23 protein-coding genes and 1 CRISPR repeat array are annotated in these 24,105 nt (G+C 73.8%); of the genes, 10 read left to right on the top strand and 13 right to left on the bottom strand.

Annotation, left to right across the window (positions count from 1 at the left end):
- Positions 1-61 precede the first annotated feature (61 nt).
- The 6 genes from LC193_RS07660 to hrcA all read right to left on the bottom strand — a co-directional run bounded on the left by LC193_RS07660 (position 62) and on the right by hrcA (position 7,166).
- Complete coding sequence (locus LC193_RS07660; protein ID WP_226072796.1) at positions 62-2,161, bottom strand: hypothetical protein; 2,100 nt, start codon at positions 2,159-2,161, stop codon at positions 62-64.
- The gene (locus tag LC193_RS07665) at positions 2,158-2,670 is read right to left on the bottom strand and encodes a hypothetical protein (protein ID WP_226072797.1); all 513 of its coding nucleotides are present in this window, start codon (positions 2,668-2,670) and stop codon (positions 2,158-2,160) included. The genes LC193_RS07660 and LC193_RS07665 overlap by 4 nt, the downstream gene beginning before the upstream one ends.
- Positions 2,667-3,962 (bottom strand): hypothetical protein, encoded by a 1,296-nt coding sequence (locus LC193_RS07670; protein ID WP_226072798.1) that lies wholly within the window; start codon positions 3,960-3,962, stop codon positions 2,667-2,669. Before LC193_RS07670 ends, LC193_RS07665 begins: the two co-directional genes overlap by 4 nt.
- A 236-nt stretch (positions 3,963-4,198) precedes the next feature.
- Positions 4,199-4,945, bottom strand: coding sequence for a 16S rRNA (uracil(1498)-N(3))-methyltransferase (locus LC193_RS07675; RefSeq protein ID WP_226072799.1), 747 nt, complete (start codon positions 4,943-4,945; stop codon positions 4,199-4,201).
- Between the two features lie 70 nt (positions 4,946-5,015).
- Positions 5,016-6,149: a molecular chaperone DnaJ gene (dnaJ, locus tag LC193_RS07680; RefSeq protein WP_086160695.1), complete on the bottom strand. Its 1,134-nt coding sequence runs from the start codon at positions 6,147-6,149 to the stop codon at positions 5,016-5,018.
- Positions 6,150-7,166, bottom strand: coding sequence for a heat-inducible transcriptional repressor HrcA (gene hrcA, locus LC193_RS07685; protein ID WP_226072800.1), 1,017 nt, complete (start codon positions 7,164-7,166; stop codon positions 6,150-6,152).
- A gap of 189 nt (positions 7,167-7,355) precedes the next feature.
- Here hrcA and LC193_RS07690 point away from each other — a divergent pair, with 189 nt between their 5' ends.
- From LC193_RS07690 to hemW, 3 genes are all read left to right on the top strand, one after another.
- A complete protein-coding gene (locus LC193_RS07690; RefSeq protein WP_226072801.1) occupies positions 7,356-8,096 on the top strand; it encodes an MBL fold metallo-hydrolase in 741 nt (246 codons plus the stop codon).
- Positions 8,097-8,165: 69 nt separating this feature from the next.
- Complete coding sequence (locus LC193_RS07695) at positions 8,166-9,005, top strand: DUF3097 domain-containing protein (protein ID WP_226072803.1); 840 nt, start codon at positions 8,166-8,168, stop codon at positions 9,003-9,005.
- A gap of 74 nt (positions 9,006-9,079) precedes the next feature.
- Entirely contained in the window at positions 9,080-10,312 is a 1,233-nt protein-coding gene (hemW, locus tag LC193_RS07700) for a radical SAM family heme chaperone HemW (RefSeq protein ID WP_226072804.1), read from the top strand.
- 22 nt (positions 10,313-10,334) lie between these two features.
- Here the strand turns inward: hemW and LC193_RS07705 are convergent, their stop codons facing one another.
- Both LC193_RS07705 and lepA read right to left on the bottom strand, forming a co-directional pair.
- Positions 10,335-12,242, bottom strand: a complete 1,908-nt coding sequence (locus LC193_RS07705) for an AMP-dependent synthetase/ligase (protein ID WP_404819368.1) — start codon at positions 12,240-12,242, stop codon at positions 10,335-10,337.
- A gap of 118 nt (positions 12,243-12,360) precedes the next feature.
- Positions 12,361-14,220: a translation elongation factor 4 gene (gene lepA / locus LC193_RS07710; RefSeq protein WP_086160690.1), complete on the bottom strand. Its 1,860-nt coding sequence runs from the start codon at positions 14,218-14,220 to the stop codon at positions 12,361-12,363.
- A gap of 165 nt (positions 14,221-14,385) precedes the next feature.
- Here lepA and rpsT point away from each other — a divergent pair, with 165 nt between their 5' ends.
- The gene (gene rpsT, locus LC193_RS07715; RefSeq protein WP_226072806.1) at positions 14,386-14,652 is read left to right on the top strand and encodes a 30S ribosomal protein S20; all 267 of its coding nucleotides are present in this window, start codon (positions 14,386-14,388) and stop codon (positions 14,650-14,652) included.
- Between the two features lie 238 nt (positions 14,653-14,890).
- Positions 14,891-15,814 carry a hypothetical protein gene (locus LC193_RS07720; protein ID WP_226072808.1) on the top strand — a complete coding sequence of 308 codons (924 nt, stop codon included), beginning with the start codon at positions 14,891-14,893 and terminating at the stop codon, positions 15,812-15,814.
- A gap of 75 nt (positions 15,815-15,889) precedes the next feature.
- On the opposite strand, the gene holA is transcribed toward LC193_RS07720, so the two are convergent.
- Positions 15,890-16,879 (bottom strand): DNA polymerase III subunit delta, encoded by a 990-nt coding sequence (gene holA / locus LC193_RS07725; protein WP_226072810.1) that lies wholly within the window; start codon positions 16,877-16,879, stop codon positions 15,890-15,892.
- 46 nt (positions 16,880-16,925) lie between these two features.
- Here holA and LC193_RS07730 point away from each other — a divergent pair, with 46 nt between their 5' ends.
- Entirely contained in the window at positions 16,926-17,168 is a 243-nt protein-coding gene (locus LC193_RS07730; protein ID WP_226072812.1) for a hypothetical protein, read from the top strand.
- A 4-nt stretch (positions 17,169-17,172) separates the two neighbouring features.
- On the opposite strand, the gene LC193_RS07735 is transcribed toward LC193_RS07730, so the two are convergent.
- Positions 17,173-17,964, bottom strand: coding sequence for an arylamine N-acetyltransferase family protein (locus tag LC193_RS07735; protein ID WP_226072814.1), 792 nt, complete (start codon positions 17,962-17,964; stop codon positions 17,173-17,175).
- A 94-nt stretch (positions 17,965-18,058) separates the two neighbouring features.
- Between LC193_RS07735 and LC193_RS07740 the strand changes: the two genes are divergently transcribed.
- Positions 18,059-18,409, top strand: a complete 351-nt coding sequence (locus tag LC193_RS07740; RefSeq protein ID WP_226072816.1) for a hypothetical protein — start codon at positions 18,059-18,061, stop codon at positions 18,407-18,409.
- A 236-nt stretch (positions 18,410-18,645) separates the two neighbouring features.
- Positions 18,646-19,857: direct repeats of the CRISPR family, unit length 37 nt; unit sequence GTTGCGATCCTCGGCCGTCCCGGGGGACGGCCGCCAC.
- 289 nt (positions 19,858-20,146) lie between these two features.
- A complete protein-coding gene (locus tag LC193_RS07745) occupies positions 20,147-20,605 on the top strand; it encodes a pyridoxamine 5'-phosphate oxidase family protein (RefSeq protein ID WP_226072817.1) in 459 nt (152 codons plus the stop codon).
- On the opposite strand, the gene LC193_RS07750 is transcribed toward LC193_RS07745, so the two are convergent.
- The 3 genes from LC193_RS07750 to LC193_RS07760 form a co-directional block, all read right to left on the bottom strand.
- Entirely contained in the window at positions 20,606-20,800 is a 195-nt protein-coding gene (locus LC193_RS07750) for a DUF397 domain-containing protein (RefSeq protein ID WP_226072818.1), read from the bottom strand. It lies immediately after the preceding gene.
- A complete protein-coding gene (locus LC193_RS07755) occupies positions 20,797-21,624 on the bottom strand; it encodes a helix-turn-helix domain-containing protein (protein WP_226072819.1) in 828 nt (275 codons plus the stop codon). The genes LC193_RS07750 and LC193_RS07755 overlap by 4 nt, the downstream gene beginning before the upstream one ends.
- A gap of 84 nt (positions 21,625-21,708) precedes the next feature.
- Complete coding sequence (locus LC193_RS07760; RefSeq protein ID WP_226072820.1) at positions 21,709-22,086, bottom strand: MFS transporter; 378 nt, start codon at positions 22,084-22,086, stop codon at positions 21,709-21,711.
- A gap of 245 nt (positions 22,087-22,331) precedes the next feature.
- Here LC193_RS07760 and LC193_RS07765 point away from each other — a divergent pair, with 245 nt between their 5' ends.
- Both LC193_RS07765 and LC193_RS07770 read left to right on the top strand, forming a co-directional pair.
- Positions 22,332-23,246, top strand: coding sequence for a VOC family protein (locus tag LC193_RS07765; protein ID WP_226072821.1), 915 nt, complete (start codon positions 22,332-22,334; stop codon positions 23,244-23,246).
- Positions 23,247-23,292: 46 nt separating this feature from the next.
- Positions 23,293-24,081, top strand: coding sequence for an SDR family oxidoreductase (locus LC193_RS07770; RefSeq protein ID WP_226072822.1), 789 nt, complete (start codon positions 23,293-23,295; stop codon positions 24,079-24,081).
- Positions 24,082-24,105: the final 24 nt, after the last annotated feature.

The following is a 24,105-nucleotide window of genomic DNA, read 5'->3' on the forward strand; positions in this document are numbered from 1 at the left end:
ACGGCGGGTTCGCGCCCCCACCGGTCCGCCGGCGGCGCGGCGGCCCTCGGCGGGCGCGCGGTCAGTCGCGCGAGCGGCGCGCGGCCAGGGCGGCCGTCCTGTCCACCGCGCGGCGCGCGTAGTGCAGGGCGAGCCGCGGCAGCGGCAGGGCGGGCAGCCGGGCGCCGGTGGGCGCGCTGGTGGCGAACGTCGCGTCCGGCCTGGCCACCGGCACGGCCGTCACGCTCCACTCGGCGCGGTCGACGGGTATCAGCAGCGGACCCGCGCCGTGCAGGCTGCGCGGCACGCGGCGTTCCTCGCGCCGCCCGCCGCTCTCCCACCTCAGCAGCACGAGCACGGCGGGCTCAGGCCACGCGAACGCGACCTCCGCGAGGTCGGGCCCGCGCCTGCGGGCCGTCAGGTCCGCCACCTCGCCCAGCGTCTCGATCAGCGCGGAGGGGCCGGCCACGGCCCGCTCCCCCAGCACGCTGACCGCCGTCACGCGCAGCGCGGCGCGGCGCGGCGGCAGGACGGTGGCGGCCCGGCCGTTCCCCTCCCCGTGGAGGAAGGACAGGCCGGGCAGCGCCTGCGAGACGTCCTCGCCGGGCTCGGGGGCCCGGCCCCGCCACACCGCGAGGCGCGCCTCGCCGCGCGCGGGCAGCCGGCAGCCGAGCGACACCCGGCCGTCCTTTGTCGTGGTGAGCGCGACGTCCCCCGGCACGGGCGCGGGCCAGTCCTCCGCGGTGCCGGTGACCCGTTGCCCGGCCGACCACACCGGCTCGCCGTCCTCCCCGGGGTAGGCGCTGGTCACGAGGTAGGTGTGGCTGCCGGCGGGCAGCGGCCGGTCGGTCAGCCCGTCGGGCCCGCAGTCGACGCGCGGGCCGGTGCCGCCGCCCGGCGCGTCGAGCCGCACGGCGCGCACGGCCGTCGCGGCCGGGTGCGGGCGCCACCGCAGCCGCAGGCCGTCCGGCACCGCGACGGCCCGGGCACCGGTCACCTCGGGGGTGACCCGCAGCGCGGCGGTGGCGCGGGCGATGCCCGCGACGCGCCGCCCGTCCCAGGGCACGACGGCGTACCGCAGCACGCGCCCCGTGGGCGGCTCGGGATCGCGCACGACGTGCGTGCCGGCGCGCGGCGCCGGGATCGCGCCCTCGGCCGGCGCGGGGACGGGCACCTCGACGGCCGTTTCCGGGCCGTCGGCCTCGGCCCAGCGCAGCACCAGGAAACGGGCGGCGCGGCCGGGCGCCGACCAGGACAGCCTGACGCCCCCCTGCGCCTCGACCACCGCGGCCACGGGGGCGGTGGTGCCGCTGTCCCCCGAGGCGACGGCGGCGGCGAGCAGCGCGGCGCGGGCCGCCTCGTCGTCCGCGACCGTCCGCGCGGCGCGCAGGCACGCGGTCGCGGCGGCCCGGTGCCGGCCGGCGGCGGTGTGCCGCGCGGCATCGGCGAGTTCCCGTGCGACGTCGCGGAACGCGGTGTCGATGCCCGACCGCAGGCGCGCGAGCCCGGGGTCGGCCGAGGCGGCCGGTATCGTGCCGATCAACCGCCGCGCCCGGCGCAGGTGGTGCGCGCGGTGGGCGTCGGCCAGTTCCTCGGCCGCCTCGCGGGCCGCTCCCGGCGGCGGGAAGCCGGCGGCGACCGCGTCGGCCAGCAGGTCGGCCTCGGCGCGGTCGACGCCGAGCGCGAGGGCCGCCGCACCGGTGGGCGGCCCCTCGTCGGTGAGCAGGCAGGACAGTTGGTACAGGGTGAGGCGCCGCAGGGCCATCGGGTCCTCGTCGGCGGCCCGCGCCAGCCGGTCGAGCACGTGCCGGGCCGCCCCGGCCCGCGCGTCGCCCGACGCCTCCCAGCGGGCCGCGGCCCTGAGGCATTCGGCCGCGTCGGCGCGGCGCAGGTCGTGGCCGCGCTCCGGCGGCAGCCACAGGCCGTCGAGAACGCGGAACCCCGGCTCCGCGCCGTCCGGCTCGGCCGACGCCGCGGGACGGTAGGCGGCCTCGGCGGCGCGCGGCGGCAGCAGCGCCTCGACGACGTGCCGGAACCCGCCGTCGGCGAGGTGGCGGCACAGCGTGCCGTACTCGGGGACGGCGGGGAACAGCGGCAGCCAGGGCAGCGGCGCGCTCCGCGCCCCTGCTCTGCGACCCGGGCGCCAGGGCCCGGCGGTGGCTGCGTCCACGGTGGCGGTCATCTCGGCGCGGTGTAGAAGTAGACCCACAGCCGGGCGCTGTTCGCCGGTTCCCCGAGGTCGTGGAAGTCCTCCCGGGTGATGTCGGGCGAGAACATGTCCGGACGGGCCTCGTTGAGCAACGAGTTGACGCGCCCGGCGTACCCGGTACCGCCCTGGCTGCCGCCGAACGTCAGGACGAACGCCGCCTCGCGCCCCTCCCACGCGTCGGTGGCGGCGGCGATCTGCTCGACGAGCCAGGCGGGATCGGTGCCCCGCACCTCGAACTGCACCGGGTCGCGTTCCACGCCCCGCGGGCCCTCGGGCTCGGGCGGCTCCGCCGGCGGGTCGGCCGGCTCGGTGGGCTCGGGCACCTCCGGGTCGGGCTCCCCTGCGGCGAGCGGATCGGCCTGCCCGCTCATGGACACCAGCGCGAGCACGAGCAGCAGGTCGGCGAACAGCCAGCCCGCCAGCGCCGTCAGCCCCATGCGGCGCCGCGGACGCCCGGGGCGCCGCAGGCGGGCGGCGGTCACCGGCCCGCTCCCTGGGCGCTGGGCCGGGGCCCCGGCACGGCGCCGAACCCGGGCGCGCGCCCGGTCAGTTCCCGCACGCCCGAGTCGACGCGGGCCGCGGCGTCCTGCCAGTGCGCGGCGGCCACGTCCCAGCGTTCCGCCGCGTCGCGCATCCCGCTCACCGCGTCGTCGGTGCGCGAGGCGCTGTGCCTGACCGCCTCGGCCGCCTCCTCGGACGCCCGGGTCGCGGCCTGCGTGCTGGCCGTCAACTCCCGCTGCACGGTGGTCAGTTCCGCGAGAGCTGACTCGATCTGCTGCCCCATGCGCGTGATGCGCTCGCCCACGTCGCGCACCTCGGCCGCGCTGGCCGCGCTCACGCGCGCGGTCTCCGCCTGCCCGGCCTGCACGGCCGCTTCGAGGCGCACGGTGGCCGCGCCGAGCGGCGCCGCCGCGTCCGCGATGCGCTGGGCGGCGACGCGCAGCTCCGTGGTGGCGTCGTGCGCGGCGGTGGTCGCGGTGGCCAGGGTGCGCTGCCCGTCGGTCGCCTTGCGCACCAGGTTGCCGAGCCGGCCGGCCGCCTTGGCCAGTTCTCCGGTGAACTGCCCGGGCGCGCTCAGGCGCCGCCCGGCCAGGGCCAGCTGGGTGCGGGTGAGTACGGAGGTGAGGCGGCCGAGCAGCCGTTCGCGGGCCGCCTGTTGCTCCTCCCACTCCCGCTCGCCGCGGCTCTTGGCGCGGGCGTGCCACAGGGCGAGCAGCACGAGCAGGGAGATGAGCACGACCGCCGTCAGCGCGACGTTGTCGAACTGGCCGAGCGTGGACACCCTTCCGCCGAACCCGGTCTGCCACAGCTGGAGGAAGGGGCGCGTCGCCTGCTCCGGGTCCTCCCGGCTCAGTTCCTCATACGCGCGGCCCGCTTCGCGCAGGCCGAACCAGGTAACCAGCAGCGGTACGAACACCAGGACGCCGAGCACCGCTTCGAGCAGGTCGTCGCGGACCCGGCGGCGCCGCACCGCGGCCACCGCGTCGCGCAGCAGCCGACCGGGCGGGCGGCCCCGCAGACCGCGCAGGAACGCCGGGCTCAGCACGTGGCGCAGCGTACCGAGCGCGCCGCGCCCGGTCGGGGGCGGGGCGGCGGGTGCCGTGCTCTCCTGGCGCGCGAACGCGCGCAGCAGGTCGATGTCGGCCCACTCGGCGAGGTTGCGGTTCTGTTCGAGGTCGTCGGCGAGGCCGCGCAGTTCGGCGCGCCTGAGCGCGAGCAGTTCCTCGTCGGCCAGGGACCTCAGTTCCCTGGCCAGCTCCGTCGTGTCCGTCAACGGCGAGTTCTGCACTGTCGCGTTCCCCCCTGGGCCGAAGTACGCAGGACCCTACCCCACCCGTTCCGTTACCGGTCCCGGACAGGAGGACGCCGGTGTGCGATGGGCCGGTTGCGGTCGGTCGCGAGTCATTTCCGGTCAACTTGCGGTCGTCATCCGGTCAATGTCCCCGTCGCGGCCGGTCCGTTCCAGGACGCGCGGAACGCCGACATCCCCGTCCGGGGCGAATCCCGCGTTCAGCTCCAGCGGCCGGTGCGGCCGAGCACGAGCGCGGCGGCGGCGGTGCCCGCCGTCGACGTGCGCAGCACCGTGGGGCCCAGCCGGCAGACGCGCGCCCCGGCCGCGGTGAACGCCGCCAGCTCCTCGGGCGCGACGCCCCCCTCGGGGCCGACGATCAGCACGACCCCGCCGTCCTCCGGCAGGGGCACGGCCGCCAGCGGCTCGGTGGCCGACTCGTGCAGCACGGCGGCGAACGCGGCGCCCGCCACGAGACCGGCCGCCACCTCCCGGGTCGTCATCGGCTCGGGCACGCGCGGGAACCGGACGCGGCGCGCCTGCTTGCCCGCCTCCCGCGCGGTGGACCGCCACTTCGCCAGGGACTTCGCGCCGCGCTCGCCCTGCCACTGCGTGACGCAGCGGCTCGCGCTCCACGGGACGATCGCGTCGACGCCGGTCTCGGTCATCGCGGCGACGGCGAGTTCGCCCCGGTCGCCCTTGGCGAGCGCCTGCACGACGGTGAGCGCGGGGCGGGGCGGCTCGTCCCGCCAGATCCCGTCGAGCTCGACCGTCAGCGCGTCCCGGCCCGCGACCTCGGCCACCGTCCCCGAGGCGCCCGTGCCCTGCCCGTCGGTGAGCACCACGGCCTCGCCCACGCGCAGCCTGCGCACCGACACCGCGTGGCGCCCCTCGGGCCCGTCGAGGGTCAACGCGCCCCCGCCGTGCTCCGCGAGCCCCTCGTACACGAACACCGGCGCCGTCGCCATGCCGTTCGACTCCTGCCGTTACGTGGTCGTGCGTGTGCCCGGCCGCCGGGTGGTGCGCGGCCGACCCGGGTCAGCGGCCGTTGAACGCGTCCTTCAGGCGCGAGAACAGCCCCTGCTGACCGGGCTGGAACTGCCCGAGCGGCCGTTCCTCGCCGCGCAGCTTCGCGAGCCGGCGCAGCAGCTCCTCCTGCTCCGGGTCGAGCTTGCCCGGGGTCTGCACCTCGACGTGCACGACGAGGTCGCCCCGGCCCGCGCTGCGCAGGTGGGACACGCCGCGCGCGTGCAGCGGGATCGACTGCCCGGACTGCGTGCCCGGCCTGATGTCGACCTCCTCCATGCCGTCCAGCGTCTCAAGCGGCACCTTGGTGCCGAGGGCCGCGGCGGTCATGGGGATGGTGACGGTGCAGTGCAGGTCGTCGCCCCGGCGCTGGAACACCGGATGCGGCTTCTCCCTGATCTCGACGTACAGGTCGCCCGCCGGGCCGCCGCCCGGGCCGACCTCGCCCTCGCCCGCGAGCTGGATGCGGGTGCCGTTGTCCACGCCCGCGGGGATCTTCACGGTCAGCGTGCGGCGGCTGCGCACCCGGCCGTCGCCCGCGCACTCGGGGCACGGGGTGGGCACGACGGTGCCGAAGCCCTGGCACTGCGGGCAGGGCCGCGACGTCATGACCTGGCCGAGGAACGAGCGGGTGACCTGGGACACCTCGCCGCGCCCGCGGCACATGTCGCAGGTCTGCGCCGAGGTGCCGGGGGCCGCGCCCTCGCCGCTGCACGTGGTGCAGACGGTGGCGGTGTCGACCTGGATCTCCTTGGTCGTGCCGAACGCCGCCTCGTTGAGGTCGATCTCCAGACGGATCATGGCGTCCTGGCCGCGCCGGGTGCGCGACTTCGGCCCGCGCTGCGCGGCGGTGCCGAAGAAGGCGTCCATGATGTCCGAGAAGTTCCCGAAGCCGGCGCCGAATCCGGCGCCCGCGCCTGCCGACGCGCCGCCCATGGGGTCGCCGCCCAGGTCGTACATCTGCTTCTTCTGCGGGTCGGAGAGCACCTCGTAGGCGGTGTTGATCTCCTTGAACCGCTCCTGGGTCTTCGGGTCCGGGTTCACGTCCGGGTGCAGCTCGCGGGCCAGCCGGCGGAAGGCCTTCTTGATCTCCTCCTGCGAGGCGTCCCGCTGCACACCGAGGATCGCGTAGTAGTCGGCCGCCACTTAGTTCTCCGCGAGGATCTGTCCGACGTAACGTGCCACTGCGCGCACCGCTCCCATCGTTCCGGGGTAGTCCATGCGGGTCGGTCCGACCACGCCGAGCTTGGCGACCGCCTCGTCTCCTGAACCGTAGCCGACCGACACCACCGACGTGGACGTCAGCCCCTCATGGGCGTTCTCGTGACCGATGCGCACGGTCATGCCCGAGTCCTTCGCCTCGCCGAGCAGCCTCAGCAGCACCACCTGCTCCTCCAGTGCTTCGAGCACCGGGCGGATGGTGAGCGGGAAGTCCTGGCCGAAGCGCGTCAGGTTGGCCGTGCCGCCGATCATCAGCCGTTCCTCGGTCTCCTCGGCCAGGGTTTCGAGCAGCGAGGACAGCACCGTCGTGACCGTGCCGCGCTCCTCCTGGTCGAAGGAGTCGGGCAGGTCCGCGACCAGCTGCGGCACATCGGGGAAACGCTCGCCGACGATCCGGCTGTTGAGCCTCGCCCGCAGGTCGGCCAGCGAGGTCTCGCCGAACGGCGCCGGGCAGTCGATGACGCGCTGCTCCACGCGCCCGGTGTCGGTGATCAGCACCAGCATCACCCGGGCCGGGGCGAGCGAGAGCAGCTCCACGTGCCGCACCGTGGAACGGCTGAGCGAGGGGTACTGCACCACGGCGACCTGCCGGGTCAGCTGGGCGAGCAGCCGGACCGTGCGGCCGACGACGTCGTCGAGGTCGACGGCCCCGGCCAGGAAGTTCTGGATGGCGCGGCGCTCGGCGGGCGACAGCGGCTTGACGCCGGCGAGCTTGTCGACGAACAGCCGGTAGCCCTTGTCGGTGGGCACCCGGCCCGCGCTGGTGTGCGGCTGGGCGATGTAGCCCTCTTCCTCAAGCGCCGCCATGTCGTTGCGCACCGTCGCGGGCGAGACATGCAGGTTGTGCCGCTCGGTCAGCGCCTTGGAGCCCACCGGCTCCTCGGTGCCCACGTAGTCCTGAACGATCGCGCGCAACACTTCGAGCCTGCGTTCGCTCAGCATGTCGCACCTCCCGTCCTGCCGTCCGTGAGCGGTTCGCCGCCCTGGCACTCACGCGCGAGGAGTGCCAGGCCCTGGTCCAGTGTACGGCCGGGTCGCACGGCCAGGGAATGCGCGGCGGGCAGTTCCTGCCCGCCGCGGCCGCGAACACCGCAGGACCTGCCCGGTCGTCCGAGTGGTTAACGTCACGCCATGGCATACGCGGAGGAGCACGAGACGGAGCACGCGTGGGAACGGCCGGCCCCCGGCGTCCTGCGCCGCCGGCTGCCCGGGTGGGACGAGACGGTGGGCGCCGTCGCCGGTGCGGACGGCGTGCTCATGGTGGACACGGGACCCTCGGCCGCGGACGGCGCCGCCCTGGCCCGGGAGGCGGCGGCGCTGCTCGGGGCGCCCGTCACCCGGGTCGTCGTCACCCACCCGCACTTCGACCACGTGCTCGGGCTCGGGGCCCTGCCCGCGGCCGAGGCGTACGGCGCGGCCGGGCTCGGCGCGCTGCTCGCGGACCCGGCCGGGCGGGCGGATGTGGCGGCTTCCGCCGAGGAGTACGGCGTGCCGGGTGAACGGGCCAGGGCGGACGCGGCGGCCCTGGATCGGCCCTGGCGCGAGGTGCGCGGCGAGCTGGCGCTCGACCTCGGCGGCGGGCGCGAGGTGCTGCTCGCCGACCTCGGGCCCGCGCACTCGGGGCACGACGTCGTCGTGGTGGTCCGCGGCCCGGTGCCCGTGGTGTTCTGCGGCGACCTGGTCGAGGAGTCCGGTGAGCCGCAGGCGGGCGAGGACGCGCACCCGGCCCTGTGGCCCGCCGCGCTCGACCGGCTGCTCGCGCTCGGCGGTCCCGACGCGCTGTACGTGCCGGGGCACGGGGCGGTCGTCGACGCGGCGTTCGTGCGCGCCCAGCGGGCGGCGCTGGCCCGCAGGTTCGCGGCGCCCGGGTGAGCCCGTCGGCGCCCGCGCCGGCCCGCCGGTCCCCGGCGGCCGGGCGCGGGCGCGTGATCGAATGGGCGCATGCGCAGCAGACAGTACGGCCCCGACGACCTGACGCCGCCGTGGCGGCGGCGCGCGCCCGTTCCCGAGCTGCCGGCCGACCCCGGCCTCGTGGTCGAGGAGGTGTCCACCGGCTTCTGCGGCGCGGTGATCCGCTGCGACAAGACGGCCGTGACGCTGGAGGACCGCTTCGGCAGCCACCGGGACTTCCCGCTGCTCCCGGCCGGCTTCCTCCACGAGGGCGAGGTCGTCACCCTGGTCAGGCCGCGCCCCCGGGCGGCGCGCGCGGCCGGACCGGCGCGCACCGCGTCCGGGTCGCTCGCCGTCCCGGGCGCCCGCGCGCGGGTCGCGCGGGCCGGGCGCATCTACGTCGAGGGGCGCCACGACGCGGAGCTGGTCGAGAAGGTCTGGGGCGACGACCTGCGCGTCGAGGGCGTCGTCGTGGAGTACCTCGCGGGCATCGACGACCTGCCGGCCGTCGTGCGGGCCTTCGGCCCCTCGCCCGAGGCCAGGCTCGGGGTGCTGGTCGACCACCTGGTGCCCGGGTCCAAGGAGTCGAGGATCGCGGCCAGCATCGAGGACCCGAACGTGCTGGTCGTCGGCCACCCGTTCATCGACATCTGGGCGGCCGTGAAGCCCTCGTCCGTCGGCATCCCCGCCTGGCCCGAGGTGCCGCGCGGCCAGGACTGGAAGACCGGCGTGTGCCGGGCGCTCGGCTGGCCCGAGCACACCGGCGCCGCGTGGCAGCGCATCCTGGGCCGCGTGCGCGGCTTCCGCGACCTCGACCCCGGCCTGCTCGGCCCGGTCGAGCACCTGATCGACCACGTGACGGTGGGCGGCCCCGGCGGCCCCGGGGCCTGACCGCGACGGCCCGCGCTGGCCCGGCCGTACCCGACGGGCGCCGGGTACGGCCGGGGGCGAGGGACAATGGGGGCATGCCATCCGCTCCCCTGGACGGCGAGCCGGTCCCCGCGGACGGCGCGCTGCCCTTCGCCGCGCCGGCCGGCGCCGCCGACCGCCCGCTCGCGTTCTACCTGCACGTCCCCTACTGCGCGAGCCGTTGCGGCTACTGCGACTTCAACACCTACACGGCGGCCGAGCTGCGCGGCTCGGGCGGCGTGCTGGCGTCCCGCGACACCTACGCCGAGGTCGTCGAGCAGGAGATCCGGCTGGCCCGCAAGGTGCTCGGGGACGACCCGCGCCGGGTGAGCACGGTGTTCTTCGGCGGCGGCACCCCCACGCTGCTGCCGCCCGCCGATCTGGCGCGCATGCTCGACGCGGTGCGCGCGGAGTTCGGTCTCGCCGCCGACGCCGAGGTCACCACCGAGGCGAACCCCGACTCGGTCGGCCCCGAGTCGCTCGCCGCGCTGCGCGAGGCGGGCTTCACCCGCGTCTCGTTCGGCATGCAGAGCGCGCGCCCGCACGTGCTCGCCGTGCTGGAGCGCACGCACACGCCCGGGCGCCCCGAGGCGTGCGTCGCCGAGGCGCGCGCCGCCGGTTTCCGGCACGTCAGCCTCGACCTGATCTACGGCACCCCGGGCGAGACCGACGCCGACTGGCGGGCCTCGCTCGACGCCGCGATCGGCGCGGGCCCCGACCACGTGTCGGCGTACTCGCTGATCGTCGAGGACGGAACGCGGCTGGCCGGCCGGGTCCGCCGCGGCGAGCTGGCCGCCCCTGACGACGACGTGCACGCCGACCGCTACCTCATGGCGGACGAGGCGCTGACGGCGGCCGGTTTCGGCTGGTACGAGGTGTCCAACTGGGCCCTTTCCCCGGACGCCCGCTGCCGCCACAACGAGCTGTACTGGACGGGCGCGGACTGGTGGGGCGCGGGTCCGGGCGCGCACAGCCACATCGGCGGCGTCCGCTGGTGGAACGCCAAGCACCCCGGCCGCTACGCGCAGGCGCTGGCCGAGGGCCGCTCCCCCGGGGCCGGCCGCGAGATTTTGTCCGAGGAGGACCGCCGCGTCGAGCGCGTGCTGCTGGAGCTGCGCCTGGCCGACGGCTGCCCGCTGTCCCTGCTGCGGCCCGCCGGGCTCGCCGCGGCCCGCCGGGCGCTGGCGGACGGACTGCTGACGCGGGAGGCGTTCGACGCCGGCCGCGCCGCCCTGACCCTGCGCGGGCGCCTGCTCGCCGACGCCCTGACCCGCGACCTCGTGGACTGACGGCGGCGCGGCGGCCGGGCCGTTACGCGCCCTCGTACATCTTCTCGACCAGGCCGTCGAACTGGCGCTCCACCACGGGGCGCTTGATCTTGAGGCTCGGCGTGAGGTCGCCGTGCTCGATGTCCAGCTCCCGCGGCAGCACCTGGAACTTCTTGACCGTCTGCCAGCGCTGGAGCCCCGCGTTCAGCTCGCTCACGTAGCCGTCGACCAGCTCCCGGGTGCGTGCGTCGGCCACCACCTCCGCGTAGCCGCCGCCGATCCCGTTCTCCTTGGCCCAGCCGAGGATCGCGGCCTCGTCGAGCGCGATGAGCGCGGAGCAGTACTTGCGGCCCGCGCCGATCACGACCACGGACGAGACGTAGGGGCACAGCGCCTTGAGCCGGCCCTCGATCTCGGTGGGCGCCACGTACTTGCCGCCCGAGGTCTTGAACAGGTCCTTCTTCCGGTCGGTGATCCGCAGGAAGCCGTCGTCCGACAGCTCGCCGATGTCGCCGGTGCGGAACCAGCCGTCCGCGTCGAGCACCTCGGCGGTCTTCTCCGGCAGCCCGTGGTAGCCCTGCATGATGCCGGGGCCGCGCAGCAGGATCTCGCCGTCGTCCGCGATCCGCACCTCGCCGCCCGGCAGGACGGTGCCGACCGTCCCGGTGCGGTTGGTGTCGTGGCGGTTGACGAAGCTGGCCGCGGCCGACTCCGTCAGGCCGTAGCCCTCAAGCACCCGGATACCGGCGCCGCAGAAGAAGTAGCCGATCTCGGGCGTGAGCGCGGCCGAGCCGGACACGCACGACTCGATCCTGCCGCCGAAGGCCGCGCGCAGCTTGGCGTACACGAGCCGGTCCGCGACGCGGTGGCGGGCGGCGAGCCCGGCCGGGACGGAGGCACGGCCCGTGCGCCTGAAGTTCTCCTGCGAGACGCGGGCGTACTCGCGGGCGACGCCTGCCGCCCAGTTGAAGATCTTGAACTTCAGCGCGCCGCCCGCCTTGGCCTTGGCGGCGACGCCGTTGAACACGCGCTCGTAGATCCGCGGCACACCGCACATCAGGGTCGGCCTGACCACCGGCAGGTTTTCGATGATCTTGTCGATCCGTCCGTCGACGGCCATGACGTGCCCGATCTGGACGTGCGCGGCGATCAGCACCTTGCCGAAGACGTGCGCGAGCGGCAGCCACAGGTACTGCACGCCGTCCGGCCGTTCCAGCTGGATCGCCTCTATCGCCAGGCCCATGTACGACCACGTGTCCTGGCTCAGCCGGACGCCCTTGGGCCGGCCGGTGGTGCCCGAGGTGTAGATGAGGGTGGCGAGCTGGTCGGGCCGCAGCCCGGCCACGGTGTCCTTGACGCAGTCCGGGTGCTTCTCCAGGTAGGCGGCCCCGCGCTCGGCCAGGTCGGCCAGCGAGAGCACCCAGCCCTCCGGGTCGCCCTCGGCCGGTACCGCGTCGCCCGGCTCGATCACCACCACGTGCGCGAGTTCCGGCAGCTCGGCGCGCCGTTCCCGCACCTTGGCCAGTTGCGCGGCGTCCTCGGCGATCAGCACCCGGCTGCCGGAGTCGGCGAGGATGTAGGCCGTCTCCTCGGCGTTCGTCTGCGGGTACACGGTGGTGGTGGCCGCGCCCGCGCAGATGATGCCGAGGTCGGAGAGTATCCAGTCGACGCGCGTCGCCGAGGCGATGGCGACCCGCTCCTCCGCCCGCACCCCCAGGTCCATGAGGCCCGCGGCGATCGCGAACACGCGCTGCGCCGACTGGGCCCACGTGTAGCTGCGCCAGTCGTCCGGGCCGTCCCCGGCGGACGGCACCGGATAGCGGAACGCCTCGGTGTCCGGCGTGGCCGCCACCCGCGCGAGGAGCAGGTGGGCCACGGACGGCGGACGTTCGGCGATCGAGCGGGGTGAGGGCCGCTTCTCGGTCACGTTCTCAGTCACGTTCTCGGTCACGACTTCCTCCGGGTGCCGCGCTGCAACGGGGGTACGGGTCACAGGTCACCGGGGTGACTCGCGAGTAACCGCCGGGTGGCGATCAGACTAAAGGCCCCGGCCTCCCCACGTAAGGGTCCTATTTCTTGTTCTTCGCGTCGCCGCCGTCGGAGTCGGACGAGAGCGCGGCGATGAACGCCTCCTGCGGCACCTCGACCCGCCCCACCATCTTCATGCGCTTCTTCCCCTCCTTCTGCTTCTCCAGCAGCTTGCGCTTCCGGGAGATGTCGCCGCCGTAGCACTTGGAGAGCACGTCCTTGCGGATGGCGCGCACCGTCTCCCTGGCGATCACCCGGGAGCCGATGGCCGCCTGGATCGGCACCTCGAACTGCTGCCGCGGGATCAGCTCGCGCAGCTTCCCCGCCATCTTCACGCCGTACGCGTACGCCTTGTCCTTGTGCACGATCGCGGAGAACGCGTCCACCTTGTCGCCGTGCAGCAGGATGTCGACCTTGACCAGGGCCGCGGCCTGCTCGCCCGTCGGCTCGTAGTCGAGCGACGCGTAACCGCGGGTCTTGGACTTCAGCGCGTCGAAGAAGTCGAAGACGATCTCCGCCAGCGGCAGCGTGTAGCGCAGCTCGACCCGCTCCTCCGAGAGGTAGTCCATGCCCTGCATCGAGCCCCTGCGGGTCTGGCACAGCTCCATGATCGCGCCGATGAACTCGCTCGGCGCGATCAGCGTCGCCCGCACCACGGGCTCGCGGACCTCGGCGATCTTGCCGACGGGGAACTCGCTCGGGTTGGTCACGGTGAACTCCGAGCCGTCCTCCATCGTCACCTGGTAGACGACGTTGGGCGCGGTCGCGATCAGGTCCAGCCCGAACTCGCGCTCAAGCCGCTCGCGGACGACCTCCAGGTGCAGCAGCCCGAGGAAGCCGACGCGGAACCCGAAGCCGAGCGCCGCCGAGGTCTCCGGCTCGTAGACCAGCGCGGCGTCGTTGAGCTGGAGCTTCTCCAGCGCGTCGCGCAGCGCCGGGTAGTCCGAGCCGTCGATCGGGTACAGGCCGGAGAACACCATGGGGCGCGGGTCCTTGTACCCGCCGAGCGCCTGGGTCGCGCCGTTCCGCTGGAACGTGACGGTGTCGCCGACCTTCGACTGCCTGACGTCCTTCACACCCGTGATCAGGTAGCCGACCTCGCCGACCGCGAGCCCGTCGGACGGCGTCATCTCCGGGGAGTTGACGCCGATCTCCAGCAGCTCGTGCGTGGCGCCCGTGGACATCATCTGGATGCGCTCGCGCCGCCCGAGCGCCCCGTCGACGACCTTCACGTACGTCACGACGCCGCGGTAGGCGTCGTACACCGAGTCGAAGATCATGGCGCGCGCCGGCCCGTCCGCATCGCCCACGGGCGCGGGCACCTGGCGGATCACCTCGTCGAGCAGCTCGCCGACGCCCTCGCCGGTCTTGGCCGAGACCCGCAGCACGTCGCCCGGGTCGCACCCGATGAGGTGGGCCAGTTCCGCGGCGAACTTGTCGGGCTGCGCGGCGGGCAGGTCGATCTTGTTCAGCACGGGGATGATCGTGAGGTCGTTCTCCATCGCCAGGTAGAGGTTGGCGAGGGTCTGGGCCTCGATGCCCTGGGCCGCGTCGACGAGGAGGATGCAGCCCTCGCACGCGGCGAGGGAGCGCGACACCTCGTAGGTGAAGTCGACGTGCCCCGGGGTGTCGATCATGTTCAGCACGTGCGGGGTCCCGTCCGCGGCCCACGGCATCCGGACCGCCTGGGACTTGATGGTGATGCCCCGCTCGCGCTCGATGTCCATGCGGTCGAGATACTGGGCGCGCATCTGGCGCTGCTCGACCACGCCCGTCAGCTGAAGCATCCGGTCGGCGAGCGTCGACTTGCCGTGGTCGATGTGCGCGATGATGCAGAAGTTGCGGATGAGAGCCGGGTCGGTGCGGCTCGGCTCCGGCGCGTTCGAAGTGATCGCGGGCACGCGTGGTCCTGTCGGGTCATGGCGGTGGGTCGCTTGGTCGTTCCCATGGTCCCATGCGAGCGGGCCCGCTCCCTGATTGGGAGCAGGACGTTGGCCGCTGGTAGGCTGGCCCACTGTGTCCCGTCCGGACACCCATCGTCTCAACCGTACTGAGAAGGCTCATTCGTGGCGAACATCAAGTCCCAGATCAAGCGGATCAGGACCAACGAGAAGGCCCGGCTGCGCAACCAGGCCATCAAGTCCGAGGTCAAGACCGCCGTCCGGCGTGCCCGCGAGGCCGCTGCCGCCGGTGACTACGAGAAGGCCGAGGCCGCCCGCAGGGACGCGGCCCGCAAGCTCGACAAGGCCGTGAGCAAGGGCGTGCTCCACAAGAACAACGCGGCCAACAAGAAGTCCGCGCTCGCCGCCCGCGTCAACGGGCTCCAGGGCTGATCGCGCTCCAGGGCTGACCCAGCCCACCGGCCGGAGCCGCGGCCCCTCTCTCCGCGTCGCTCCGCGCCCGCAGGTCACCGCACGGGCACCGCGCCGATCCCAACGTTCGCCACGACGGGCGCGGCGCCCCGCGCACACTCCGGGCCCCCGGCCGCCGCCTCCGCGCGGCGGCCGGGGGCCCGTGCGTTTCCCCGCCCGGTGGCGGGGAGCAGTCCACCGGACGCGGTAGGTTACGGGCATGTCGATACCGGGGGGGTCGTCGAACCCCTACCAGCAGCCATCCGGCACGCCGCACTTCCACGGAACGCACCCCCCGGCGTACGGCGGGCCGCATGCCCCGGGCGGCTTCGGGCCCGTGGTCCCGGCGCCGGCCGGCGGGCGGGCGCCGCGCGGCGGGCCGCCCGGCTGGCTCATCGGCATCGGCGCCGCGGCGCTGACCTCGGCCGTGTGGGCCGGCGCGCTGCTGGCCACCGGGACGTTCGGCGCGGGGAACGGCGCCGACCTGGCGGGCTACCCCTTCGCCTCTGACCTGTGCGCGACGGCGGACGTGTCCGCGTTCGAGAACGACTACCGCGCGCGCCCCGACGACGAACCGCTGTCGCGGTCCGCGCGGCACGACGCGCTCGACGTCAGTTCCTGCGAGCTGACCTTCGAGCCGCGCGACGCGGACCCCGACCTCTACCTCACCGCCTACGTGACGTACGAGCTGAGCTGGCACAAGTCCACCGATCCCGGTCCCGAGTTCGTGGCACGGGCCGAGGCGTGGGGGCAGTACAACGAGGTGGAGGGCTACCTGGACTACAGGACCGAGCCGCTGAGCGGCCTCGGCGACGAGGCGTTCGTCGTCTTCGGCGAGGACACCGGGAGCGGGGACCTGTCCTGGGCGATGCTCACCGTGCGGGACGGGTGGTTCGAGTACAGCCTGTCCTGGAGCGCCTACCTGGGCGACGACCCGGACGGTCTCGCCGAACGGGACCGGCTCCTCGACACGCTGCGGACCTCGACCGAGGAGACCCTGGCCGCCCTGCGGGACGGCGGCAGCGGCGGAAGCGGCGGCAGTGGTGAGGACGGGGACGGCGGCGGCCCGGAGGGCGACCGCCGCGAGGAGCGGGACGGCGCGACCGAGGAGCCCGAGCGCGACCGGGACAGCACGCCCGCCTGAGCCGCGCCCGTGCGGCGTTCAGCGGGAACGGGCGGCGCCGGGGAAAACGTGCGTCCTCAGGGAGAAGGCTCGGCCTCAGCGGGAACGGGCGGCGCGCGCGATCACGACGACCGCCTTCTCCAGCGCGTACGCGGGGTCGTCGCCACCGCCCTTCACCGCGGCATCCGCGTCGGCGACGGCACGCAGCGCCACGGCGACACCGTCCGCCGACCAGCCGCGCATCTGCTGCCTGACCCGGTCTACCTTCCACGGCGGCATCCCCAGCTCCCTGGCCAGGTCGCCCGGCCGCATCCCGCCGGGCGCGGAGGCCAGCTTGCCGATGGCGCGCACGGCCTGCGCCAGCGCACTGGTCACGAGCACCGGCGCGACGCCGGTGCCGAGCGCCCACCGCAACGCCTCAAGCGCCTCCGCGACGCGCCCTTCCACCGCGCGGTCGGCGACGGTGAAGCTCGACGCCTCCGCGCGGCCCGTGTAGTAACGGGCCACCACCGCCTCGTCGATGGCCTCCGGCACGTCGGCGGCCAACTGCGCGCAGGCCGACGCCAGCTCGCGCAGGTCGCTGCCGATCGCGTCGACCAGCGCCTGGCACGCCCCCGGCGTGGCCCGGCGCCCCGCGGCGTGGAACTCGGCGCGCACGAACGTCAGCCGCTCGGCCGGCTTCGTCATCTTCGGACAGGCGTACTCGGTCGCCTTGGCCTTGCGCGCGGCATCGAGCAGCCCTTTGCCCCTGGCACCCCCCGCGTGCACCAGGACAAGGGTGATCTCCTCCACGGGCGCCGCCAGGTAGCCCTTGATCTCCTTGATCACGTCGGCGCCCAGGTCCTGCGCGGCCCGGACGACGACCACCTTGCGCTCGGCGAACAGCGACGGGCTGGTCAGCTCGGCCAGCGTCCCCGGCTGCAACGTGCCGGGCGGCAGATCGCGCACGTCGGTGTCCGGGTCGGCGGCCCGCGCGGCGGCCGTCACCTCCTGCACGGCCCGGTCGAGCAGCAGCTCCTCCTGCCCCACGGCCAGAACGAGCGGACCTGGGGCGGAGACGTCGGGCGCGGCGGTTGTGGCAGCCATGCGCCCCAGGATCGCACGCGGCTCGGACACCGGGGACAATGACCGGGTGACCCGCGAGCGACATGTCCTGGTGCTGCCCGACCGCGACGCCGCCGAAGAACTGGCCGCCGAGGCGGCCGACCGGCTCGGCCTGCCGGAGGAGCCGCGGCCGGTGCGCGACGCGCTCGCCGGCGAGGACGACGCGGAGGACGCGCAGTGGCTCGTCGTCCTCGACGACCCGGACCCGGCGGCGCTCGCCGCGCTGACGGCACTGGCCGAGGAGCGCGACGGCTGGGTCGAGCGGGACTGACGCGTCAGCGGCCCGAGCCGGCGCGCGCCACGCGCGGCTCGGTGACCGGCTCGAACCCGAAGTGCTCGCGGTAGGCGGCCAGAACCGCCGCCTCGTCGGGCAGTTCCGTCGCCTCACGGTGCCCGTCGGTGGTGACCTTCAGCGTCCGGCCGCTGAGCGTGACCCGGCCGCGTTCCGTGAGCCGGGAGCACACCAGGGAACGCGTGAAGTGCGAGCGCGGCGACGTCCTGTGGTACCAGCACGCGCCCTCGAAATCATCGAGCACGCGGGGCCGTTGCTCGATGAGCAGCTGCGGCTTGCCGTCGCGCAGCAGCTCCAGGTCACCGTCCGCGCCCTCCTGCACCCGGAACGTTCCCGCCGGGTCGCGCTGGTCGCCCCGGTCCGCGAGGCGCAGCGGGTGGAGCGCGTGATCGCCGAAGCCGACGTCCGCGAGCCAGGGCTCCGTCAGGGCGCCGCCGGTGACGCGCAGCGCGAGATGGTCGAACGGCAGTCCCCACCGCCCATCCTCGAACGTCCGGCAGGCGAGCGGCGTCACCGTGAACCCGAGCCCGCGCAGCAGCGACGCGAACCCCCCGTTGAGCTGATAGCAGAAGCCACCGCGCCGCTGGACCACGAGCCGTTCGTACAGGGCGTCGTCGCCCAGGCCGATCTCCTCGCCCAGGTGAACGGCCAGGTTCTCGAAGGGCACCGCGCACAGGTGCCCGATCTGTAGCTCCCGCAACGCCTGCGCGTCCGCGACCGCGGGCCGCGCGACGCCGATGCGCGCCAGATAGGCGCCGATCTGTTCCTGATCCACCCCGCCATCCTGACACGCCGCCACGGCGCCCAACTGCCCAGCGCCGCGCGGGGAGACGGGCATGCGCGCGACGTTCGCGGTCTAGAGTGACAGGATGCCGCTTGTCGAGGTCACCTACGCGCCGCACGTACCCGAACAGACGCTGCACCGCCTCGGAGATGTCCTACCCGCGCTGGTGTCCGAGGCCGTCGAGTGCCCGGAGGAGCCCTGGGACGGAGACCTGCGGCCCGGCGACGTGGAGATCCGCTTCCGGCCGCTCGGCCCGTTCGACCGGAGCGGCCTCGATCTTGTGATCGAGGTGCGGTCCAAGTGGTTTCCGAGCCGCGACGCGAACCGCACCCAACGCGCGGACCTGCTCCACGAAAGCGTCGCCGCCGCGACCGGCCTCAGCGACTTCGGCGTCTACCTGACCTTCCCCACCGCCAGCTGGTCCCAAGGCGACTGACCCCCCAACCCCCCGGACCGGGCCCTCCGGGCCACCCCAACGGACAGCCGTCACCCACCAAGTTGTCGAAACGTCTCGGCACAAGGCTCGCCCTTGCGATCTTCAGCCGTCTCGGGGGACGGCCGCCACAGGCCTGCTGCTGACCACCGGTGTGCCCGTGGCCATGGTGTTGCGATCCTCCGTCCCGGGGGACGGCCGCCCCCCTTGCCCCGCGCAACCCTGGCCGCCGACGCCCGGTTGCGATCCTCGGCTGCCCTGAAGGACAGCCGCCACCGTTCAACGCCTCGTAGATCTCGCGGTCGGCGTCGTTGCGATCCTCGGCCGTCCCGGAGGACGGCCGCCACCCAGTTCCGCGGGTGTGAGGTAGACGGCGGTGTCGCCGTTGCGATCCTCGGCCGTCCCGAAGGACGGCCGCGACCCGGGCGTGGTGCCGGTGCGGGACAGCAAGGTGACGGTTGCGATCCTCGGCCGTCCCGGGGGACGGCCGCCACTCTGGCAGGACGGGCACCCCGGCACCGCGCGTGCCGCGTTGCGATCCTCGGCCGTCCCGGGGGACGGCCGCCACCGCCCGGTGTTCGCACGCCCCCGATACGGTGATGTGGTTGCGATCCTCGGCCGTCCCGGGGGACGGCCGCCACAGCTCGGCATCCACGACCAGGTCGGAGGGCCGGTAGGAGTTGCGATCCTCGGCCGTCCCGGGGGACGGCCGCCACCCGTTCACGCCCGTGCTGGACGACCAGAGGCTGCGGTTGCGATCCTCGGCCGTCCCGGGGGACGGCCGCCACCAGCAGGACCGACCACCAGCTCTCCGGATCGGCCACCGCGGTTGCGATCCTCGGCCGTCCCGGGGGACGGCCGCCACCGGACCGCCCGCCGGATCTACTACGTCCGCTCGGAGTTGCGATCCTCGGCCGTCCCGGGGGACGGCCGCCACCTGGCCGCGCTGGCGGCCGTCGTCGGGGACGAGCCCGTTGCGATCCTCGGCCGTCCCGGGGGACGGCCGCCACCCGTGACCGAGCCCACGCGCGCGCGGATCAGCGCGCAGTTGCGATCCTCGGCCGTCCCGGGGGACGGCCGCCACATGTAGAGGGGCTGACGTCCCTGTGGAGCGCGCTGTGGTTGCGATCCTCGGCCGTCCCGGGGGACGGCCGCCACTGGGCCCCGTCGCCGCACCTCGCCTTCGACCTGGTGGTTGCGATCCTCGGCCGTCCCGGGGGACGGCCGCCACCAGCGTCGGGCTGGAGTAGAAGTACGTCACCCTGCCGTTGCGATCCTCGGCCGTCCCGGGGGACGGCCGCCACACGGAACGCCGCAGCCTGACTCCGCGGCGCCCCACTCGTTGCGATCCTCGGCCGTCCCGGGGGACGGCCGCCACCCTCGACGAGGCGGATCCACGGCGCGAGGACTTCGGGTTGCGATCCTCGGCCGTCCCGGGGGACGGCCGCCACGGTGTTTGATCTGGGGTTTTGCCGTTCGGCCGTTGTGCCGACCGGGGTTGGCGCGGCGCACGGACGGGCAACTTGGACATTCTCCTTCGGTGCGATCCGGGTGTCGTGTGTGCACTTGGGGTTCCGAACCTGTGCCGTGCCCGAGGACCGGACTCGGGTCGACGCAGCGACACGGATTCCCACACCGAGAAGCTACCTTGTGTGCGCCCGAAGGCACTCGACTTCGGCACATAGCCCTACGGCCAATGACCGATGGCCGGTCGACCCGCCCCCGGCTAGCGTGATCGCCATGGCAGAGACACAGCCCGCCCCACGTGACGGTGCGCAGCGCAAGCAGGATGCACTGGCGCGGCTCGCGGAGGATGTCGACCTGTGGGTTTCCACGGCCGGGCCGGACGGTGAAGCGTGCCTGGTTCCGCTGTCGTTCGTCTGGCACGACTCCTACCTGCTGGCCGCCACCCGGACGGGCAACCCGACGACCGTCAACGCCCGCCGCACCGGCCGTGCGACGCTCGCCCTCGGGCACACCAGGGACGTGGTGCTCATCGAGGCGGACGCGGACATCCTGCCGAGTGACGGCCTCGACGCGGCCGAGGGTGAGCAGTTCGTCGCCAAGCTGGGCTGGGACCCACGGGGGCGGGAGAGTTGGTCGTTCCTCCGATTCCGCCCCCGCACCATCCGCGCCTGGCGCGAGGTGAACGAACAGCAGGGCCGCTATCTGATGACTGACGGCACCTGGTTGGTCTGACTACAGCCCGCCAACCCCTGCCACGAACGCCCGCCACGCACTCGCGGATATCGCTATCACCCGCACGGGTGCCTTGCTGTCTCGCACCGGTACCACGCCCGGCACGCCATCGGCCACCTCAAGGCAGTTGCCGCCGTTCGTATTGCTGTGGCTGGACCGCCGCCACACGGCCAGGTCCAGGCCGGGAGAACTCATGTCGCACACTCCTCCATCACCTGCTTGATCAGCGTCGCCGTGTCCCTGGGTGACAAGGCATACGCACGCAGAGCATCGTAGATGCGCTGCCGCTTGCCCACCTCCTCCGCGTCCTCATAGAGACGGCTGGCCGCGATTCCCTCTTCGTAGGCCACTTCGGCCCCGCGACGCAGCTTCAGCAGAGTCAAAGAACCCCCGAGGAACGCATGTGCCCCGTGCTCGAAAGGCAGAACCTGGATCTTGCTTCGGGCACTCTCCACCAACGGAAGCAGCGCAGCCAACTGTTCCCGCATGACTCGCCACCCCCCGATCGGCCGCCTAATCACCGCTTCGTCGAAGATGGCCCAGAAGTGAGGCGGCTGTTCGGACCGCAGGCGCTCCTGACGGCTCATGCGCGCCTGCACACGCTCTTCGACCTGCTCCGAGGACAGCTCGGGGTCGCAGCGCAGCAACTCCCGTGCGTAAGCCTCGGTCTGGAGCAGCCCCGGCACCGTGTGACCTGCGAACTCGCAGATGTATTGGGCCTCGGCTTCAAAGGCCATGAATCGACGATACTCGTCCGGATGTGCTTCACGCCGCACCAGGTCGTAGAGGCGGGTGAAGTGGCCGTCCGTGCTGAACAGGCGGTCGAAGTCCTGGGACAGCCCCTTCGGAGCCATGATTTCGGCGGTCTCGATCCTGGCGAGCTGGCTCTTGCTGCACGGGACTTCTCCGGCCAACTGCGCGAGGGACAGGTCCGCGTTCCTGCGGTGGCGGCGGAGGTCGGCTCCGTACAGGTGTCGTGCGGACCGGCTGGGGGTCAACCTCCCGGGCTGAAATGTCATGCGTCTCCCCTTCGATACCCGGACGAGCCGGTGACCGTGAGCGTCACTCTACTCGCTGGCTGTGACAGCCGGGCCGGGTTCGACTCAGGCGGCCTTGGTCACGGCGGGTCCGGCGGCGGGGAGTTCGGGCAGGTCGCGCAGGCGCGGGATCGGGGAGGGGAGCATCCACAGAACGCTGAAGATCGCACCCACCGTGGCGATCCACAGGGTCGGGTGCAGGCCGATGGCTGTGCCGAGGAAGCCTCCGGCCATGGCGCCGAGGCCGAGCACCATGCCGAGCATGCCGGGGCCGATGCCCAGTTCCTCGGTGGCGTAGAGGACGAACAGCGTGTGGAACATGAAGTTGAAGAACTGGACCGTGCCGGACGCCGCGAACATCGCCCGCGCGATGGGGTCGCGCACCACCCAGCGCAGGCCCTCGGTGAAGTAGCCCTTGGCCGGTTCGGCGGGCGGTGGCTCCACCGGCCGGACGCGGCCGACGAACCCGGCAGAGGTCAGGTGCCCGAGGACCGTCGAGTGGTTTCCGTTGCCGCTGCATCGTCCGGGCCGGGACGACCGGGAACGGGACGCGTTCCCGCGTCCTTTCCATCGGAATCGGCCAGGCTGCCGCCGGAATGGACAATGGCCGGGCGGGAGGTTTCCGCGCAATGCGGCGGTGGTAGCCTCGTACGGAAACCGCCGGAAATCAGGCGAGGGACGGAGTCCTTGTGATCACTCATGTCCGGAGCGTGGCACTCGGCGTGCCCGATATCGGCGCCGCGCGCGAATTCTTCGAAAAGCACTGGCAATTAGATCTTGTCGGTACGGATGCGGACCGCGTATTTCTGGGAGCGGGGTGCCAAGACGGCCACGTGCTGCGCCTGCGGTCTGTCTCGGAACCCCGGGTCGACCTGCTGTCCCTGGCGGCGGCCACCGACGCCGACGTGGACGAGATCGCGGAACGGGTGGCCGCGCATCCGCTGGGACGTCTCGTCAGCGAGCCCGCCACCTGCGACGATGCCGATGGTGGCTACCGGGTGCGGTTCCTCGACTGCGAGGGGCGCACCGTCGAGGTGTCCTCGGGGGCGCGTCCCCGGGCGTTCCGGCCCGTCGAACCGGGCGAGAGCCGGCCGATCGGCATCAGTCATGTGGTGCTCAATACGGCGGACCTGCCGACCGCGCTGGCGTTCTACCGGTCCATTTTCGACTTGCAGGTGACCGACTGGGTGGAGGACATCATGGTGTTCCTCCGCGCCGGAACGGCCCACCACATGCTCGCGTTCACGCGCGCACCGCACGCCTCGCTGAATCACGTCGCATTCGAATTGCGGGGGATCGACGAATTCATGCGGGCGACCGGCACCCTGATGCAGAAAGGGTTCGCGCCGCTCTGGGGTCCTGGCCGGCACGGGGTCGGGGCGAATACGTTCACGTACTTCCAGGAGCCGAGCTCGCGTTTCGTCGCCGAATACACCACGGGAATGCTGCGGATCGATCCCGACCACGAGTGGGTGCCGCGCGTCTACCCGGGGAACGCGCAGACGAGCGACACCTGGGGCGTGGCGGCGGCGCGCGACGACGCCGTGTCGGCCACGCTGCGCGGCTGCCCGGACGCGGGTCTGTGGCAGCCGCCGCCGGTGTGACCTGGCGGGAAGCGGTCGGAGACGGACGAGCCGAGGAGGCAGTGGGATGACGGTCGGCGGTGGCGGGCGGGGAGAACGGGAACCGGTCGCCGTGGTGACGGGCGGCTCCTCCGGGATCGGGCGGGCCGTGGTCGCCGACCTGGCGGCGCACGGCTACCGGGTCGCGGTGCTCGACCGCGACGTTCCGGAGGACGCCGGGGACAGCGGCGGCACCGACCGCGTGCGGTGGGTGTCCGGCGACGTCCGCGACCCGGACGCCCATCAGGAAGTGGTCGACGTGGCGCTGTCGCGGTTCGGCGGTCTTGACCTGTTCGTCGGCAACGCCGGTGTGCACGACGGCGGTTCCGGGGTGCGCGACCTCTCCGGGGCCGAGCTGGCCGAGGTGGCGCGGCACGTCCTCGACGTGGACGTCGTCGGCTACCTGCTCGGGGCGCGGGCCGCCGCCGGGCCGCTCGCCGGCAGCGGCGGGTCGATGGTCTTCACGCTCTCCGACGCGTCCTTCGTCGTGCGCGGCAACGGCGCGGGCGTCGCGTACACGGCCGCCAAGCACGCCGCGCTCGGAGTGGTGCGCCACCTGGCCGCCGACCTCGCGCCCGCGGTCCGGGTCAACGCCGTGGCTCCCGGCGGCGTCGTGACCGGGCTGCGCACCACGGACGGCCGGGATGTCTTCGCGGACGCCGACGCCATCGCGGCGACGGTGCGGGAGTTCAACCCCCTGGGTGCGCTGCTGAGTCCTGAGGACATCGCCCCGCTGTACCGGTTCCTCGCGTCCCCGATGGCCGCGGGCATGACCGGCGAGGTGCTGCGGCCCGACGGCGGACTCGCCGTCCGGTAGGGCGCCGTCCGGCAGGCCGCCGTC

Origin of the sequence: Streptomyces marincola, from assembly GCF_020410765.1 — a bacterium.
Lineage (GTDB): Bacteria > Actinomycetota > Actinomycetes > Streptomycetales > Streptomycetaceae > Streptomyces > Streptomyces marincola.

Bases quoted from the DNA above. Each gene is read 5' to 3' on its own strand.
- LC193_RS07660 (WP_226072796.1), bottom strand. From the start codon at position 2,161: ATGACCGCCACCGTGGACGCAGCCACCGCCGGGCCCTGGCGCCCGGGT.
- LC193_RS07675 (WP_226072799.1), bottom strand. From the start codon at position 4,945: ATGGCGACGGCGCCGGTGTTCGTGTACGAGGGGCTCGCGGAGCACGGC.
- hrcA (WP_226072800.1), bottom strand. From the start codon at position 7,166: ATGCTGAGCGAACGCAGGCTCGAAGTGTTGCGCGCGATCGTTCAGGAC.
- LC193_RS07690 (WP_226072801.1), top strand. From the start codon at position 7,356: ATGGCATACGCGGAGGAGCACGAGACGGAGCACGCGTGGGAACGGCCG.
- LC193_RS07695 (WP_226072803.1), top strand. From the start codon at position 8,166: ATGCGCAGCAGACAGTACGGCCCCGACGACCTGACGCCGCCGTGGCGG.
- hemW (WP_226072804.1), top strand. From the start codon at position 9,080: ATGCCATCCGCTCCCCTGGACGGCGAGCCGGTCCCCGCGGACGGCGCG.
- LC193_RS07720 (WP_226072808.1), top strand. From the start codon at position 14,891: ATGTCGATACCGGGGGGGTCGTCGAACCCCTACCAGCAGCCATCCGGC.
- holA (WP_226072810.1), bottom strand. From the start codon at position 16,879: ATGGCTGCCACAACCGCCGCGCCCGACGTCTCCGCCCCAGGTCCGCTC.
- LC193_RS07740 (WP_226072816.1), top strand. From the start codon at position 18,059: ATGCCGCTTGTCGAGGTCACCTACGCGCCGCACGTACCCGAACAGACG.
- LC193_RS07745 (WP_226072817.1), top strand. From the start codon at position 20,147: ATGGCAGAGACACAGCCCGCCCCACGTGACGGTGCGCAGCGCAAGCAG.
- LC193_RS07750 (WP_226072818.1), bottom strand. From the start codon at position 20,800: ATGAGTTCTCCCGGCCTGGACCTGGCCGTGTGGCGGCGGTCCAGCCAC.
- LC193_RS07755 (WP_226072819.1), bottom strand. From the start codon at position 21,624: ATGACATTTCAGCCCGGGAGGTTGACCCCCAGCCGGTCCGCACGACAC.
- LC193_RS07770 (WP_226072822.1), top strand. From the start codon at position 23,293: ATGACGGTCGGCGGTGGCGGGCGGGGAGAACGGGAACCGGTCGCCGTG.